The sequence below is a fragment of the Streptomyces sp. NPDC054849 genome, from assembly GCF_053610945.1.
This window is the reverse complement of sequence record NZ_JBSGZI010000146.1, coordinates 1-16,080: the sequence shown is the minus strand read 5'-3', so window position 1 is coordinate 16,080 and position 16,080 is coordinate 1. Positions and strand designations below refer to the sequence as shown.

The following is a 16,080-nucleotide window of genomic DNA, read 5'->3' as shown; positions in this document are numbered from 1 at the left end:
GGACCTCCCACCCGGCGCCCCCCCACCTGGTGAGGGGGCGCGGCGGGATGTTACGGCTTTCGGAGGCCTCGGAGGTGTACGAAAGGCCTCCGACGGCAGGTGTCCACCATTCGCCGGATGCTCGCTAGCCCATGCGATACCCCTTCGCGGGCTCTCCACCCTGCCCAGAGCCCCTCCGGGCCTCTCCTGCGGTGTCCGGGACACCGCCAGGCTGCGCGCCGCTCTCCGGGGCCGTGACGAAGCCGGTCAGCGGGGCGATGCGCGTGTACACCCCCGGGCTGTCGGAGCGCCCGCAGCCCCTCCCCCACGAAACCAGCCCGATGAGCCGGCCCTGCGCCACCAGCGGCCCGCCGCTGTCGCCCTGGCAGGCGTCCTTGCCGCCTCCGCTGTCTCCGGCGCACACCATGGACTCCGCGCGGTACTGCCCGTCCGCGTCCCCGGGGTAGGCGCGGCCGCAGACTTCATCTGCGAGGACCGTCACCCGCGCGGCCCGGAGCCCATACGCATAGTCACCGAACCCGCTCGTGTCGCCCCAGCCGTACACGGCCGCCTCGGTCCCCGCGGCGTAGGCGGAGTGCCCCGCCTCCGCCATGGGGAGCACGTGGTGCGCCGGAACGGACTCGGCCAGTTCCAGGACCGCGAGGTCCCCGGCGTTGCTCGCCGGGTCGTAGTCCGGGTTCACCCGGGCCCCGCTCACCGCGATCTCCCGGCCCTCGGTCGCCCGGAGCTCCGTACGCCCGGCGATCACCCGGAAGTCGGACACGGATTCGACCGGGCCGCCCAGCACCTGCTGGCCGAGGCAGTGGGCCGCGGTGAGCACCTTGGTCGGGGCCACGATGACGCCCCCGCAGAACTGTCCGCCCCGCGTACCCCCGAATCGGTCACGGCTGGCCAGGGCCACCACCCAGGGACTGTCGGCCACCTGCACCGGCTTGCCGCCGATCACCACGCTGTCCGCGGCCGCCTGCGGCACCTGGGCGAGCGGGGCCGCGGCCGCTCCCGCCGCCAGGGTCAGCGCGCCCGCCAGAGCACGGGCAAAGGGACGACGCATGAGGCCTCCTGACTCCGAGTGTGCATGACTCCACCCAGAGTGGGATGCCCGGTGGCCGAGCGCACCCGCGCGGCCACCGATTCCGTCCCCGTTCGACCCGTCGCCGGGACCGTCGCTTGGGCGTCGTCCGGCCGTCGCCGTCGTCGTCGAGACCCGGCGACGCGGCCGGGGCGGGGCCCGGTCAGTCCAGGTAGTCGCGCAGCACCTGCGAGCGGGACGGGTGCCGCAGTTTCGACATCGTCTTCGACTCGATCTGGCGGATCCGCTCACGCGTGACCCCGTAGACCTTGCCGATCTCGTCGAGGGTCTTGGGCTGGCCGTCCGTGAGACCGAAGCGCATCGAGACCACGCCGGCCTCGCGCTCGCTCAGGGTGTCGAGCACCGAGTGCAACTGCTCCTGCAGGAGCGTGAAGCTCACGGCGTCGGCCGGGACGACGGCCTCGGAGTCCTCGATCAGGTCGCCGAACTCGCTGTCGCCGTCCTCGCCGAGCGGCGTGTGCAGGGAGATCGGCTCGCGGCCGTACTTCTGGACCTCGATGACCTTCTCGGGGGTCATGTCGAGTTCCTTGGCCAGCTCCTCCGGGGTGGGCTCGCGGCCCAGGTCCTGGAGCATCTGGCGCTGCACACGGGCGAGCTTGTTGATGACCTCGACCATGTGCACCGGGATGCGGATGGTGCGGGCCTGGTCCGCCATGGCACGCGTGATCGCCTGCCGGATCCACCACGTGGCGTAGGTCGAGAACTTGTAGCCCTTGGTGTAGTCGAACTTCTCCACCGCGCGGATGAGACCCAGGTTGCCCTCCTGGATCAGGTCCAGGAAGAGCATGCCGCGGCCGGTGTAGCGCTTGGCGAGGGACACCACGAGGCGGAGGTTGGCCTCCAACAGGTGGTTCTTCGCACGGCGGCCGTCCTCGGCGATGATCTCCAGCTCGCGCTTGAGCTTGGGCGCCAGCTTGTCTGAGTTCGCCAGTTTGTCCTCGGCGAACAGTCCGGCCTCGATGCGCTTGGCGAGCTCCACCTCCTGTTCGGCGTTGAGGAGGGGAACCTTGCCGATCTGCTTGAGGTAGTCCTTGACCGGGTCGGCGGTGGCGCCGGCGACCACGACCTGCTGGGCGGGGGCGTCGTCCTCGTCGTCGGAGATGACGAAGCCCTTGTTCTCGCCGCCCTCCTCCTCTTCGTCGGCCTCGGCCTTGGCGGCGTCGGGACCCTCGTCCGGGGTCTCGTCACCGGCGTCGTCGGCGTCCTTCTTGGAGGCGGTCTTCTTCGCCGCCGTCTTCTTCGCGGCGGTCTTCTTGGCCGGCGCGGCCTTCTTGGCCGCTGTCTTCTTCGCCGCCGTCTTCTTGGCAGGCTCCGTTCCGGGCTCCTGCGCGAGGGCGTCCGCGGTCTCCGGGTCCGCCGTCTCGCCTGCCGGAACCGCGGTGGCCGCGGTGGCTGCGGGCTGCGCCGCCGTCGTCTTGGCCGCGACGGTCTTGGTGGCCGTCCGCTTGGCCGGACTCTTCGCTGCGACGCTCTTGCGGGTGGTGCGCTTGGGCGACTCCGCGGCACTGACCATCAGCGTCACACCCTCTTCCTCGAGGATCTGGTTGAGGCTGCGCAGAACATTCTTCCACTGGGTCGCAGGAATCTGGTCAGCCTCGAAGGCCCGACGCACGTCATCGCCGGCGATCTGCCCCTCGGCCTTGCCCCGCTCGATGAGCGCCATCACAGACTCGGAATCGGCGATCTCCGGCGGGAGCGTACGGGATGTGCTGGCCGACACGAACAACCTCTCGGAACGATGGAAACGGCTTCCGACCCCGGGCCTGGTGGTGCTGGACCGGAGCCGACGACCACCGACCGGGGTTGGGCCGGCGGCGCGGGCAGGGGCCGGGGAGCTGCACAGCATCCCCAAGGGCTGCTGTCTTCCCTCCGTCGGCCATCACCTCTTAGGTCATCGCGAAACCTCGCGGAGCGTTACGCCCAATCTTCGTGGCCCGAGTCACACCCCGTATGCACGAATGCCGGTCATAGGGTCGTACCGGCCGTTCCGGGACGGTCGGAACCGCCGCGAAACGGCGCCCCATGCGGGTGTCGCCGGACCCGACCGGGCCCGGCGACACGTCGTACACCCCCGCGCCCCCGCGACGCGTCCGCCCGTCAGTGCTCGCGCGGGGCGGGAACCACGCGCTCGACCTCCGGATGCACCGTCAGGAGCTGGCGCATCGCGTTCTCGGCACCCACCGCGTCGCCGGCGGCGAGGGCCTCGACCATCCGCGCGTGGTGGGCGACGCAGGTCTCGCTCGGGCGGTCGCAGGCGGTGATCGGGCTGCCGGAGACCTGGAGGGCGGCGGAGACGATGCCGGAGAGGTGCTCCAGCATGCGGTTGCCGGCGACCTGGATGAGCAGCGCGTGGAACTCGTTGTCTGCGCGCGCGAACGTGATCGAGTCGCCCTGGCCGAGGGCGTGGCCCATGATCTCGACCATGTCGGCGAGGCGCTGCTGGATGTCCGGCCGGCCGTGGCCCGCGGCGAGGCGGGCGGCGAGGGGTTCGATGGTCCAGCGGAGCTCGCCCAGCTCGCGTCGCTGGTCGTCGCGCTGGGGGCCGTAGGCGCGCCACTCGATGATGTCGGGGTCGAGCAGGTTCCAGTCGGCGACCGGGCGGACCCGGGTGCCGACGTTGGGGCGGGCGCTGACGAGGCCCTTGGCCTCCAGGACCCGCAGCGATTCGCGGACGACCGTGCGGGAGACCTCGAAGCGCTGGCCGATCTCCTCGGGGACCAGCGGACGGTCCGCGCCGAGGTCGCCGGAGACGATCATCTGGCCGAGCTGCTGGACGAGTTGGCCGTGCAGTCCGCGGCCTCGGCTGCCGGCGGCGCGGCGGCCCACACGGCTCAACTCGACGTCGGCGCCGTCCCAGTGGGGCGCTCCGACGCGGTCGGACCCGGGGGCCTCCGCGAAGGGGTAGCGGTCGAGTTCGCCCGGGCCGGCGAGGCCGGAGTCGGCGTGGCGGGCGGCGGTCATCATGGTGTGCGCAAGGGTACTCACGAATCCTTTGTCGGCCTTGCCTCCACGACCCTTGAGGTCTTTGCTGAAAAGCACACGAAAGGGTGATCGGCGCCACCTACGCAATTGACGACTTATCGTAAAGAAGCGGGCCTTTTGGATGGAGTTGCGGTCTGCTTGACGCGACACGGACGGCAACGGTCCCGTCCGTGACTTCTCCTGCACCGGAACGATCACCAACGGACCCGGCTGCGCAGTCCGGTGAACCCATAGGCGCACAACAGGACCATCAGTGACAACACCAGTGCGGTCCCGACGGGTTGGGTCATCACCCGTAGGCCCCCTACGAGCAGGCGGTCCGCCTCCGGCGGCCACTGCACCCAGGTCAGGCCCCGCAGCCGGGGCCCGAGTCCGGTCATCGGGTAGGCGGACGAGCCCTCCAGAACCCGGCGCACCAGCGGAACCACCATCACCGGTACGGCCAGCACCGCGGCCAGACCCGCGGTCGCGGACCGGAAGACGCCGGAGGCCAGGACGCCGGCCCACGCGCAGCCGATGAGCAGCCCGGCCCAACTCACGGCCGGGGCGAGCCACTTCGCCGGGGTGCGCAGGGGGCCGCTGTCGAAGACCAGCGTCAGGGCGGCGGCGTCGGCCGCCACGGTCAGGGCGCCGAGCAGCAGGGCGAGGAGCGCGCAGATGCCGAGCTTGGCGGTGAGCAGCCCCATCCGTCGGGGCACGGTGCCGCGGTCGGCGGCGAGCGCCGGGTAGCGGTACTCCTCACCGAAGGCCAGGGCGCCGAGCAGTCCCGCGCCCAGGGCGGCGGGCGGCAGCGGCAGCAAGTCGGGCCAGGCGGCGAGCAACCGGTTCTGCGGGGTCTGTCCGATCCGGGCCAGCACCAGGGCGGTGAGGACGGAGACGGCGACGACGATGGAGGCGGTGAGGACGGGAGTCGCGGTGCCGAAGACCCGGAGCAGCTCGTAGCGCAGCGGCCGCAGCGGCCCGCCCAGGCGGCGCACGGCCGAGACCGGCCGCCGGGAGGGGGCGCTTCGGGGGCGGCCGCCGGAGGCCCCGGTGGGGGCCTCGCCTGGCTCTTCAGGGGCTCCGGCGGCGGTGCGGGCGTGCGGGACCGGCGTCGTCGGCGTGCCGGCGTCGCCCGTCTCGTCGGCGAGCTGGTGGACCAGCACGCCGTGCCGGAACGCCGCTTCGCCGACCTCGGCACAGTTGCTGCCGTACACCGACAGGCGGCTGCCGCTCTCCTCGACGATCTCCACCGAGCGCTGGGCGGCCCGGGCCTCCCGGCCCAGTACATCGGCCAGCCGGGCCGCGTGCGGGGTGCGTACGGCGACCCGCGGGCGCAGCCGGGTCCGGGCGAACTCGGTGGCGTCCTGGTCGGCGACGAGCCGGCCTGCCTCGATGCTGACGACCCGGTCTGCGCTGCGGGCGGCCTCCTTGGCGTCGTCGGTGGTGAAGAGCACCGCTCCGCCGAGGGAGGCGTGGCCGCGCAGCAGTCCGTGCAGCCAGCCGCGTTCGCGGGGGGACAGCCCGGCAGTGGGCTCGTCCAGGAGCAGGGTGCAGGGATCGGCGAGCAGCGCCGAGGCCAGCGCCACCCGGCGCTCCATGCCGAGCGACAGGGAGCCGAGCCGCTGGTCCCGCAGGCCCGCGATGCCGACGACCTCGAGCATGGTGTCGGCCCTGGAGGCCGGCACCCCGGAGGCGGCGCACAGCATGCGCAGCTGGTTGCGGACGGTCCGCGCAGGGTTGCCGGGAACGTCGCCGAGCAGGACTCCGACCTCACGGCCGGGATGCGGGATCCGGTGCAGCGGACGGCCGCGGAAGTAGGTGACGCCGCGGCCCGGTTCGAGTTCGAGCATGAGCCGCAGCGCGGTGGTCTTGCCCGATCCCGGCTCGCCGAGCAGGGCGGTCACGTGTCCCGGGCGGGCCTCGAAGGTGAGGTCGTCCACGCGGGGCGGGGTATGGGGACGGTGGTTGCTGGTGAGTCCGATGGCCTGGAGCATCGCTTCTCTCGCGGGGGGTGAGACCGCTCTGCGGCAGGGTGATTACCGCAAGCAAGATAACGCGATATGTCCGATTTTCGAGGCAACCGGTCCGATGGAATGCCGATATTGCCGCACCGCCCGGCACGGATGGCGGGATCGGGCCCGGCGTCGGGCCCACTGCCGGCGATCGCGCCACCGCGCACGCAGGTGTCTCGGTGTCAGACTTCCGGGCGCAGCATCGGCGGGTTGAGCAGGGTGGCCCCGCCCGCGCGGAAGAGCTGTGCCGGACGCCCGCCCTGACGGGTCGTCGTCCCTCCGGCCGGCACCAGGAATCCGGGAGTTCCGGTGACCTTGCGGTGGAAGTTGCGCGGGTCGAGGGCGACACCCCAGACGGCCTCGTAGACCCGGCGCAGCTCGCCGACGGTGAACTCGGGCGGGCAGAAGGCGGTGGCCAGCGAGGAGTACTCGATCTTCGATCGGGCCCGCTCCACGCCGTCGGCGAGGATCGTGGCGTGGTCGAAGGCGAGTCCCGCGGAGGCCTCGCCGGCGGCCAGCAGCTCGTCGACCGGGGCCCAGCGGGCGCTGTTGGCATCGCCCCCGGCCCGGGGCGCCGGGAGGTCCGGAGCCAGCACCAGGTGCGCCACGCTGACGACGCGCATCCGCGGATCACGCTTCGGATCACCATAGGTGGCCAGCTGTTCGAGATGCGCACCATTGCCCGCGCCGGGCAGCGCGGGGTCGTGGGCGCACAGGCCGGTCTCCTCGGAGAGTTCCCTGGCGGCGGCCGCCGCCAGGTCCTCGTCCCCGCGGACGAATCCGCCGGGCAGCGCCCAGCGCCCCTGGAACGGCTGCTCACCCCGTCGGACGACCAGCGCGCAGAGCGCGTGGCGCCGCACGGTGAGCACGACCAGGTCGACGGTGACGGCAAAGGGCGGATAGGCCGACGGGTCGTAGGGCGACATGCCGCGATCATAGTCGTCTGCCTGACGATAAACAGCGCTTTGGTGACCTTGAAGACACAGTTCCGGCGGCTGGGGACCTCTTGCCGGCCGGTGGCCCCGCCTGATCGGCAGGACGGTCCTCAGCCTCCCAGCTGGAGCGCATCGGCGGCCTCCTCCACCATGCCGAGGCCGAGCCTGCTGATCCTGACGGCGAAGGGCTCTCCCGACACCCGCAGGCCCGAGAGCCGCAGTGCGCCGAGGGGCGCGCCGGGGAGGGGTGCGAGGGCGACCGTACCCGCGGGGGCGTCGGGGCGGATTCCGGCGAGGGCCGTCAGCGCGTGGACCCCGGCCGCCGCGGCCACCGCGGCGGGGCGGCAGGCCGCCGGGTGCGGGACCGGGGCGCTGCCCGCTGTGCGCTGCTGGGCCGCGAACATCTCCGGTAGCCGATAGCCGAAGGTCTCCGCCGCGTCCAGCAGGCCTCTGAGCAGGCCCGCTGCCTCCTTCTCGAAGCCCGCCCGGGCCAGGCCCGCCACGGCCACGACGCTCTCGTACGCCCGCACCGCGCCGGATCGGTGGCCGAACGGGTTGTGCCCCGGCTCCTTCACCGCCATGCTCCGCAGCCCCCATCCGGAATCCATGGCGGGGGCTCCGAGCAGCCGGGCCAGCTGTTCGGTGTGGGCCCGGCCCAGGAGTCCGGGGGCGAGCCGGCCGCCTCCGAGCAGCCCGGTGTCGAGCAGGTGGGCGGCGGCCCCCGTCAACCGCGGCAGCGGCCGTCCGTCGGGATGCAGGGCCGAAGCGGGCCGGCCTCCGTCGGGGCCGTCGATCCAGAAGCCGGCCCGGAACCGCTTGCGCAACGCGTCCGCCCACTCCCGCCACTCCTCGGCGCCGGGCCTTCCGCATCCCACGAGGAGGCCGGCGCCGAGCACGGCGGCCCGGTAAGCGTGTGCCTGGGTCTCACAGCGCCGCGGTCCCGGATCGGGATCGGCCAGGAAACCGTCCTCGCCGAGGGCGTCGCGGAGCCAGTCGAGGCACCGCTCGGCGGCCGGGAGCAGGCGGGCCACCTCCTCGTCCGGCATGCCCCAGAGCCGGGCTTCGGCGAGCACGACGGGAAAGGCCAGGGTCGCCTCCGTTCCGGTGCACCCCGGGGGTAGCTGCGGCCCCGCTCCGCGCAGCGGCCCCGGGATCTTCCCGGCATCGGGCCCGCGCCCGTCGATCTGGGTCCGGGACAGGACCCGCAGGGTGGCCGCGGCGAGACCGGTGCCGAGCGGCAGCGCCATCCTGGCGGCCCAGAGCGACTCCGCGGGGGCCAGGCCAAGCCGCCACGGCGCCCCCGCCGCCGCGAAGGCGTCACCCGGCACCTCGGGGTCCCTCAGGAGCAGCGCGCCCAGGTCCTCGACGCTGGTCCGGAACCACGCCTCCGCCCTGGGGTCGTCCCCTTCGGCCCGGGCATCGGCCAGCGGGTTCGCCACTTGTCCGGCGGTAGCCCGCGTGACCCGGTCCTGCGTGGTCCGCAGCTCGATGGTGCGGGACTCGCCGGGACCCAGCTCGAGCTGCCAGCGCAGCAGCCCGGCCGAGGCCAGCGCGTCGTCCGGCGGCGGCTCGGCGGCGGTGACGACCTGCGCCTCGCCGGTGCTCCAGCGCAGCCCGGCGGCATGCACCCCCGCAGGCAGCTCCGGCCCGGCCCGGCCGGCGGCCACAGCGGCCAGTTCGGCAAGGTCCGTGCCGAGCAGGACCTCCACGGGGAGCCGTACAAGCCGGGCCGTGAAATTGCGCAGGGTGATCCGCTCGGTGCCGTCCGCGTGGCGGACCCGTTCCACACCGATGTCCGGGTCCGGCCCGGGCTCGGCACCGGTGCGCACGGTCGCCGTGAAGGCGGCCCGGTCGGCGCCGAGGCTGCGCCTCTGGACGGCCACCGGATCCCGGCCGCCGACACGCAGCACGCAGCGGGAGAGCAGCCGGCGCCCGGAACGGTAGATCCCGTCGATTCCCTGTCCGGTCAGCTGGCCGTGCTCCGGTGAGATGACCAGACAGGGTGCGGCGACGCAGATGACGGCGCCGTGCACGGGCGGCAGTTCGGGCGTGCGGGCGGCGGGCACACCGGACGGACGGGGAGGTGCGGGGTGAGACATGTGTCGCCTTGTCTGCGCTCCGGTCGGTTCAGCTGGGCGGCGTGGCCGGGCCCCCACCACCCCCCAGCTGAACGCCCCCACCCCCGCCGGGGTCACGGGCCCCGCCTCCGACCGGACGCACCCGGGGCGGGGCCCGCGCCGCGATTCCACGCCAGGGGCGCGCCCAAGCAGTCGTGCCGGACCGCAGTGGAGGGGCCGGCGCGCGTTCACTGCTCGCTCCCCGCAGTGCGGCGCGACCCGCGGCGGGTCACTGTCCGGCCCCGCCGGCCGGGAGGACGTGTGGCGGCCGAGGAGCGCCCCCACCGGGGCTCGCGGCGGCGCCGCTCCTCACGCAGGCACTCCCGCAGCCCTTCGGGGTCGATTCCCTCGTTGCACGCGTGGTGGAGCAGCTGGGCGAAGCGGTACTCGGCATCCGCCCGCAGGGCCAGGCCGAACGCGATGCGGGCGGTCGGCTCGTCCCCGGTGGACCAGGAGACCCAGCCCGCGAGGGTGAGCGGGGCCGCGGCGTGCTCACCGTAGGCCCCGACACAGCGCCGGGCGAGGGCCCGCCACAGCCGCAGGGCGGGGGCCGCTTCCTCGTCTTCCATCCACTCGGCCGCGATGTCGCGGATTTCGCGGTCCTGGAGGCCGAGGATCAGCGAGGCGGCCTCGTCGTGGCCGAGCAGCGCGTCGTCCCAGTCATCGGCCTGGGAACCACTCTCGACGGGCGGGGCCAGGGTCAGGCGCCGCATCAGGGCCTGCGCCAGGCTGATGGTCTCGGCACCGACCTCCTCCCGCGTCGCCCCGTCGAGGATCCGGGGCATCAGGGCTGCGGCCGCCCGGTCAAGGGCCCGTTCGGCCTCGTCGGCCACGGTCCCGCGCAGCGGTGCCAGCCGGCCCTCGATCTCCTTGAGGGAGCCCCGGACCTGGAGCCCGGCGAAGGTCGCCGCCGCGGCCATCACCGAGGTGCCGACGGCGGCCAGCCGGCTGCCCTCGGCCGGACAGCACCGCTCGTCGGGGCAGACGTAGGACCAGAAGCGGCCCGCCGAGAGGCACAGCGCCTCCAGCACCGGCACGTCCAGGGCGCCGCAGGCGAGCCGGATCCGCTGGGCGAGCGGCCGCAGCCGGGTCATCACCCGCTGGCCGCTCTCCTCTCCCCGGGGCTCCTGGCAGAGGTAGACGACGATGCCGTCGGGCTTGTCACCGCGTCGTTCGCTGCCCCGGATCAGGCAGTCGGCGACCTGCCGCGCGGTGTCCTCCCATTCCGCGGGCGTGCCGGGAATGCCGACGCGGAGCCGGCCGCCGAAGCGACCGCCCTCGCCGTGGACGGCGACCATGACGAGGGAGTCGGTAGGGTGGAAGCCGAGCATGTAGGGCAGCGCGTCGGCCAGTTCAGCCGGGCTGCGCAGGGTGATCTGGGGTCCGGTGGCGGCTCCGGCGGGGTTGACGGAGGGCCGGTCGGACGGGGTGCGTGATTCGTGGTTGTTCGTCATGCCACGAAGGTCCCGTGCATGATCCGATCCGGAAAGCCCTGTGGATAACTGTTGACGCTTCAATGTCCACAGGCTCAGAGCGCCATTGGCGCGATGTCGGAGGCATCGGGTTGCATGGGGACATGAACGCAGACCTGAGGTCCTCGGCCGACTCCGTACTAGCCCGACTCGTGGGCGACCCCACGGGCACCGCCCGGCTGCGCGAGGACCAGTGGCGGGCGATCGAAGCCCTCGTCGCACACAAGCGGCGGGCGCTGGTGGTGCAGCGCACGGGCTGGGGAAAGTCCGCGGTGTACTTCGTCGCCACCTCGCTGCTACGGGCGAGCGGCTCCGGCCCCACCGTGATCGTCTCCCCCCTCCTCGCGCTGATGCGCAATCAGGTCGAAGCCGCGGCCCGGGCCGGGATCCGCGCCCGCACCATCAACTCCGCCAATCCCGAGGAGTGGGAGGGGATCCAGGCCGAGGTCGCGGCGGGTGAGGTGGACGTCCTGCTGGTGAGCCCGGAGCGGCTGAACAACCCCGACTTCCGCGACCAGGTCCTCCCCAAGCTCTCCGCCGCCACCGGCCTTCTCGTGGTGGACGAGGCCCACTGCATCTCCGACTGGGGACACGACTTCCGCCCCGACTATCGCCGACTGCGCACCATGCTGGCCGATCTGCCGCCGGGCGTGCCGGTCCTCGCCACCACCGCCACGGCCAACGCCCGCGTGACCGCCGACGTCGCCGAACAGCTGGGCACCGGAGCCGGCACGGATGCGCTGGTGCTGCGCGGCCCACTGGACCGCGAGAGCCTGAGCCTGGCGGTGCTGACCCTGCCCGACGCGGCGCACCGGCTGGCCTGGCTCGCCGACCACCTCGGGGACCTGCCGGGCTCCGGGATCATCTACACGCTGACCGTGGCGGCGGCAGAGGAGGTCACCGCTTACCTGCGCCACCGCGGCCACACGGTGTCGTCGTACACCGGCAAGACGGAGAACGCTGACCGCCAACAGGCCGAGGACGACCTCCAGGCGAACCGGGTCAAGGCGCTGGTGGCCACCTCCGCCCTAGGCATGGGCTTCGACAAGCCCGACCTGGGCTTCGTGGTGCACCTGGGCTCGCCGTCCTCCCCCATCGCCTACTACCAGCAGGTCGGCCGCGCCGGCCGTGGAGTGGAGCACGCGGAGGTCCTGCTCCTCCCGGGCCGGGAGGACGAGGCGATCTGGCAGTACTTCGCCTCGGTCGCCTTCCCGCCCGAGGAGCAGGTGCGCCGTACCCTCGACGTCCTGGCCCAGGCGGGCAGGCCGCTGTCGCTGCCCGCCTTGGAGCCGCTGGTCGATCTGCGCCGCACCCGGCTGGAGACCATGCTCAAGGTCCTCGACGTCGACGGCGCCGTGCACCGCGTCAAGGGCGGCTGGACCTCGACGGGCGAGCCGTGGGCCTATGACGCCGAGCGCTACGCCTGGGTGGCCCGCCAGCGGGCGGCCGAGCAGCAGGCCATGCGCGACTACGCGGCGGCCACCGGATGCCGTATGGAGTTCCTGCGCCGCCAGCTCGACGACGAGGAGGCCGCGCCCTGCGGCCGCTGCGACAACTGCGCCGGGGCCCGGTTCACCGCGGAGGTCTCCACCACCGCGCTGGACACCGCGCGCGGTGAACTCGGCCGACCGGGCGTGGAGCTGGAGCCGCGCAAGATGTGGCCGACCGGGCTCCCGGCGGTTGGCGTCGACCTCAAGGGGCGCATCCCCGCCGGGGAGCAGGCCTCGACGGGCCGGGCGCTGGGCCGGCTGTCCGACATCGGCTGGGGCAACCGGCTGCGCCCGATGCTCGCTCCCCAGGCTCCGGACCAGCCGGTTCCGGACGACGTCGCGCAGGCCGTGGTCGCGATGCTCGCCGACTGGGCCCGCGGCCCCGGCGGGTGGGCCTCGGGAGCGCCGGACGCTCCGGCCCGGCCGGTGGGCGTGGTCGCTCTGCCGTCGCGCAGCCGACCCCAGTTGGTCGGTTCACTGGCCGCGCGGATCGCGGAGGTCGGGAGGATGCCCTTGCTCGGCACGGTCGCGTACACCGACCAGGCCCCGCAGTTCGGGCCGTCGGCCTCGAACAGCGCCCAGCGGGTCCGCGGGCTCCATCAGTCCCTGACCGTGCCCCCGGCGTTGGCCGCGGCGCTGGCGGAGGCTGCGGGCCCGGTGCTCCTCGTGGACGACCGCGCGGAGAGCGGGTGGACCCTTGCCGTGGCCGCCCGACTGCTGCGACGGGCGGGCGCGAAGGGGGTGTTCCCGCTGGTGCTGGCGCTCCAGGGATAGCCGAATGCGTCATCCTCGGCGTGGCGGGGCAAGGATATGAACGGCATACCGGCGAATTCCGGTCTGTGGTGCCAATTGCTCGTTGCCGCATGCTCCGCAGCCACGCGAGAATTGGAGTGCTCCCGCTCGGCTCCTCGGCATCCTGGGCCGTACTGCGGCGCGCCCTGACTCCAGCCGTGCCCGTCCGCGGGCGTGTACCCGAAGGGAGGACCGTGACCTTCGGATTCGCGCCGCCCTCGACCACATCCCTGGCAACGGCGACCGGCGCAGCCAGCCGGCATGGCAGGCTGCTGGAACCGGCGGAATGGACGGCGGCGGGCGTTCCGCTGCTCCGCAGCCCGCGCGAGGTGGTCAGCGGGCTGCACTCACGGCACAGCCCCACACCCTCGACCGCGGTCATCGCCGTTCTCGGCCCGGAGGAACAGCTCGTGGCGAGCGCCTCCTTCGTGCAGCGGTCGATCTCGGCCGACGGCTGGGAGTACCGCAACGCCCTGCTGTCCCGGCTGCGCCGGGTCCTCCCGCACGACCTGCGACGACGGACCCCGGTGCGGACGGCGGTGCTGCTCTACTGCCGTGAAGGCGACGAGCGGTGGACCGAGGAGGACGGCGCCTGGATGTGGGGGCTGCGCGACGCCTGCACCCTGCACGGGCTGCGCTGCGGTGCGTACATCACGCTGACCCGCGACGGCTGGCAGGTGCTGGGCGAAGGCCGTGGCGGCAGACGGCCCACCTCGGACTCGCGGCCGCAGCGGCTCGGCGACACCGTGGCCGAGTTCTCCCCGCTCGCCCTGCACACCGGGGGCGGAGCGGGCGAGGCCCTGCGCCGGACCGCCGCGCGCTGACCTTCGTACGCCGCGGAGCACGAAGTGCTGGGGGCAGGGCTCACAGCCGTACACCCGGGACCGGGCGTACGGCGGCTCAGGCCTCGGACGTCTGCTCGGGCTCCGGCTCGGACCGAACGAAGCCTCGGCTCGTGACCCGGCTCGGACTGCGGCACGGGCTCCACCCGGGCTTCAGCGGGGCCGGCGCAAGGCCCGCCCCGCCCCTCGCCCGTGCCGGGGTACAGGGCGTCAGACGCCCGCACCCAGCACGGAGTTGATCTGCTGCGGGTCACCGCACACGATCAGCAGCGCACCCGCCCGGGTGAGCGCGACCGGGAGGGCTCCCGCGACGGCGTCGGCCGGTCCGCCGTTGGCCGCGAAGACCACGACGGGACGGCCTGCGGCGCGCTGGACCTGCGCCGCGTCCGCGTAGAAGACGTCGTCCCCGGCGTCGTGCAGGGCCCAGTACGCGGCCTCGCCGAAGGACAGCTCGTGCGCGGCCCACGGGTGCGGGTCGCCACTGGTGAGCACCAGGATGTCTCCGGGCGCGCGCCCGGTGTCGAGCAGCAGGTCGACGGCCTCTTCGGCCGCGTCCAGCGCACCTTCGGCGGAGGCCGGGATCAGCTGGATCTGCGGCACCGCCGCGGAGACGGACGGTGCGGTGGGGGCAGCGGCAGAGGCTGCGGGAACAGGTCCGGAGGTGGCCTGCGGCGCACGCTGCGCGGGCGGTGCGGGCCGGGCGGGACCGGGGCGACCGGGCCGCGGTACGGCGGCGGGACGCGGACCAGGTACAGGGCGGGGGGTCTGCGCGGTGCGGCTCGCGGCCGGCGTGACGCGGGGACCCTGGGCACTCTCGTGAATCTGAGGCTCCTCGATGGCGGGGGTGAGAGGCGTGAGTTGCTGTCTATCAAACACCGGTACGAAACGTACCGGCCGGTGGCACATGGGTGCGATCAGAAATCGAAGCCGAGTTGGCCTCCGTTTTCCAGCTCCATCGACTCCTCGCTGCGGCGCACCTTCTTGAGGTGACGCCACCGCGGCAGCGCGTCGAGGTACGACCACGAGAGGCGGTGGTAGGGGGTGGGCCCCCGTTCCTCCAGCGCCGCCCGGTGCACGGGCGAGGGATATCCGGCGTTGGCGGCGAAGGCGAAGTCCTCGATTCCGCCGCCCTGTTCACCGAGTTCGGCCATCATGCGGTCACGGCGGACCTTGGCGATGACCGAGGCCGCTGCGACGGCGACGCAGGACTGGTCACCCTTGATCACCGTACGGACCCGCCAGGCGGAGCCGAGATAGTCGTGCTTGCCGTCGAGGATCACCGCGTCGGGCCGCACCGGGAGGGCGGCCAGGGCGCGCTCCGCCGCGAGCCGCAGGGCGGCGGTCATCCCCAGTTCGTCGATCTCCTCGGGCGAGGAGTGCCCGAGTGCGTACGCGGTGACCCAGGTCTCCAAGGTCGCGAGCATGGCGTCGCGCCGCTTGGCGGTGAGGAGTTTGGAGTCGGTGAGCCCGGCGGGCGGCCGGCGCAGGCCGGTGATCGCCGCACACACGGTGACGGGTCCGGCCCAGGCCCCTCGTCCGACTTCGTCGACCCCGGCGATGACCTTGGCGCCGGTGGTTGCACGGAGGGAGCGCTCGACGGTGTGGGTGGGTGCTTCGTACGGCATGGCGCCAGCAAGGTTACGCCGCCCCGAGCCGACTGCACACCCCCGCCCCGGCCCGACCCCCGTCCGAGCCGGCACGGCCGCCGCCCCGCGTTACCCCGCACCACCCCCGCGGCGTCTCACGCCCTGAGCAGCGGCACCCCCACCCCGTCGATCAACTCCGGCATCTCCGCGTTCTCGCATTCGCGACCGCACACCTTGGTGCGCGATAAGTCGACATCGCGGGATTGGCATCCACGACAGACAGACCGGTCACATCCGACCACACCTCACGCCGCTTGATCCCCCGCAGACCGGCTCTCTGATGAGGCACTGGGCCTGCTCGTGCAGCCCGGGCCAGCTGCCTGCGCGGAACCGGTCGGCATACATGTGGTCGCATTCGTGAATGCCTTGACCGCAGGGCCTGCCCGGCACGCGAGGGCATGGCATCCCGCGTTCGCCAGCACGGCAGACGGAGGTCCTCGCGGATCGGTCCGCAGTCGGGAATCTCACCGATCCGCGGCAGACCGGTCCACAGCGCATCAAGCCACCAGGTCCGCCTTCGACGGCCGGCGCGGGCATAGCGCGGGCTTGCCGGTGAGTGCGCCGGTCGTGGACGCCCTCCGTCGTGAGCGCGTTCCAGCCGACCGTACGCACCTGCCCAACACGGCGTAGAGAATCGCCCGTTCGAGTTCGGGACTTAGCCTGTGCCGCGGACCAGGCCCTGTACGAAGGCCCGGGTCCGGGGGGACGTCCCCCCGGACC

The 16,080-nt window shown here is 73.3% G+C and carries 11 protein-coding genes; 2 read left to right on the top strand and 9 right to left on the bottom strand.

The window, feature by feature from the left end:
- Positions 1-124: 124 nt before the first annotated feature.
- The 7 genes from ACWGIF_RS35860 to ACWGIF_RS35830 form a co-directional block, all read right to left on the bottom strand.
- A complete protein-coding gene (locus ACWGIF_RS35860; RefSeq protein ID WP_453503815.1) occupies positions 125-1,051 on the bottom strand; it encodes a serine protease in 927 nt (308 codons plus the stop codon).
- A 181-nt stretch (positions 1,052-1,232) separates the two neighbouring features.
- The gene (locus ACWGIF_RS35855) at positions 1,233-2,810 is read right to left on the bottom strand and encodes an RNA polymerase sigma factor (RefSeq protein WP_453503813.1); all 1,578 of its coding nucleotides are present in this window, start codon (positions 2,808-2,810) and stop codon (positions 1,233-1,235) included.
- 377 nt (positions 2,811-3,187) lie between these two features.
- Entirely contained in the window at positions 3,188-4,129 is a 942-nt protein-coding gene (locus ACWGIF_RS35850) for a FadR/GntR family transcriptional regulator (RefSeq protein WP_453503812.1), read from the bottom strand.
- Positions 4,130-4,266: 137 nt separating this feature from the next.
- Entirely contained in the window at positions 4,267-6,048 is a 1,782-nt protein-coding gene (locus ACWGIF_RS35845; RefSeq protein WP_453503810.1) for an ATP-binding cassette domain-containing protein, read from the bottom strand.
- Positions 6,049-6,248: 200 nt separating this feature from the next.
- The gene (locus tag ACWGIF_RS35840) at positions 6,249-6,992 is read right to left on the bottom strand and encodes an NUDIX hydrolase (protein WP_453503808.1); all 744 of its coding nucleotides are present in this window, start codon (positions 6,990-6,992) and stop codon (positions 6,249-6,251) included.
- 119 nt (positions 6,993-7,111) lie between these two features.
- On the bottom strand, positions 7,112-9,100 hold the full coding sequence (locus ACWGIF_RS35835) for a glycogen debranching N-terminal domain-containing protein (RefSeq protein ID WP_453503807.1): 1,989 nt from the start codon (positions 9,098-9,100) through the stop codon (positions 7,112-7,114).
- A gap of 206 nt (positions 9,101-9,306) precedes the next feature.
- Positions 9,307-10,572, bottom strand: a complete 1,266-nt coding sequence (locus tag ACWGIF_RS35830; RefSeq protein WP_453503806.1) for a DUF4192 domain-containing protein — start codon at positions 10,570-10,572, stop codon at positions 9,307-9,309.
- A 122-nt stretch (positions 10,573-10,694) separates the two neighbouring features.
- Here ACWGIF_RS35830 and ACWGIF_RS35825 point away from each other — a divergent pair, with 122 nt between their 5' ends.
- Positions 10,695-12,854: a RecQ family ATP-dependent DNA helicase gene (locus ACWGIF_RS35825; protein WP_453503805.1), complete on the top strand. Its 2,160-nt coding sequence runs from the start codon at positions 10,695-10,697 to the stop codon at positions 12,852-12,854.
- A 212-nt stretch (positions 12,855-13,066) separates the two neighbouring features.
- Entirely contained in the window at positions 13,067-13,696 is a 630-nt protein-coding gene (locus tag ACWGIF_RS35820) for a hypothetical protein (RefSeq protein WP_453503804.1), read from the top strand.
- 228 nt (positions 13,697-13,924) lie between these two features.
- On the opposite strand, the gene ACWGIF_RS35815 is transcribed toward ACWGIF_RS35820, so the two are convergent.
- A complete protein-coding gene (locus ACWGIF_RS35815; protein WP_453503803.1) occupies positions 13,925-14,620 on the bottom strand; it encodes a hypothetical protein in 696 nt (231 codons plus the stop codon).
- Between the two features lie 8 nt (positions 14,621-14,628).
- Positions 14,629-15,339 (bottom strand): ribonuclease HII, encoded by a 711-nt coding sequence (locus ACWGIF_RS35810; RefSeq protein WP_453503801.1) that lies wholly within the window; start codon positions 15,337-15,339, stop codon positions 14,629-14,631.
- Positions 15,340-16,080: the final 741 nt, after the last annotated feature.

Coding starts and splice junctions, on each gene's coding strand:
- ACWGIF_RS35835 (WP_453503807.1), bottom strand. CDS start 9,100: ATGTCTCACCCCGCACCTCCCCGTCCGTCCGGTGTGCCCGCCGCCCGC.
- ACWGIF_RS35810 (WP_453503801.1), bottom strand. CDS start 15,339: ATGCCGTACGAAGCACCCACCCACACCGTCGAGCGCTCCCTCCGTGCA.
- ACWGIF_RS35845 (WP_453503810.1), bottom strand. CDS start 6,048: ATGCTCCAGGCCATCGGACTCACCAGCAACCACCGTCCCCATACCCCG.
- ACWGIF_RS35815 (WP_453503803.1), bottom strand. CDS start 14,620: ATGTGCCACCGGCCGGTACGTTTCGTACCGGTGTTTGATAGACAGCAA.
- ACWGIF_RS35830 (WP_453503806.1), bottom strand. CDS start 10,572: ATGACGAACAACCACGAATCACGCACCCCGTCCGACCGGCCCTCCGTC.
- ACWGIF_RS35840 (WP_453503808.1), bottom strand. CDS start 6,992: ATGTCGCCCTACGACCCGTCGGCCTATCCGCCCTTTGCCGTCACCGTC.
- ACWGIF_RS35825 (WP_453503805.1), top strand. CDS start 10,695: ATGAACGCAGACCTGAGGTCCTCGGCCGACTCCGTACTAGCCCGACTC.
- ACWGIF_RS35860 (WP_453503815.1), bottom strand. CDS start 1,051: ATGCGTCGTCCCTTTGCCCGTGCTCTGGCGGGCGCGCTGACCCTGGCG.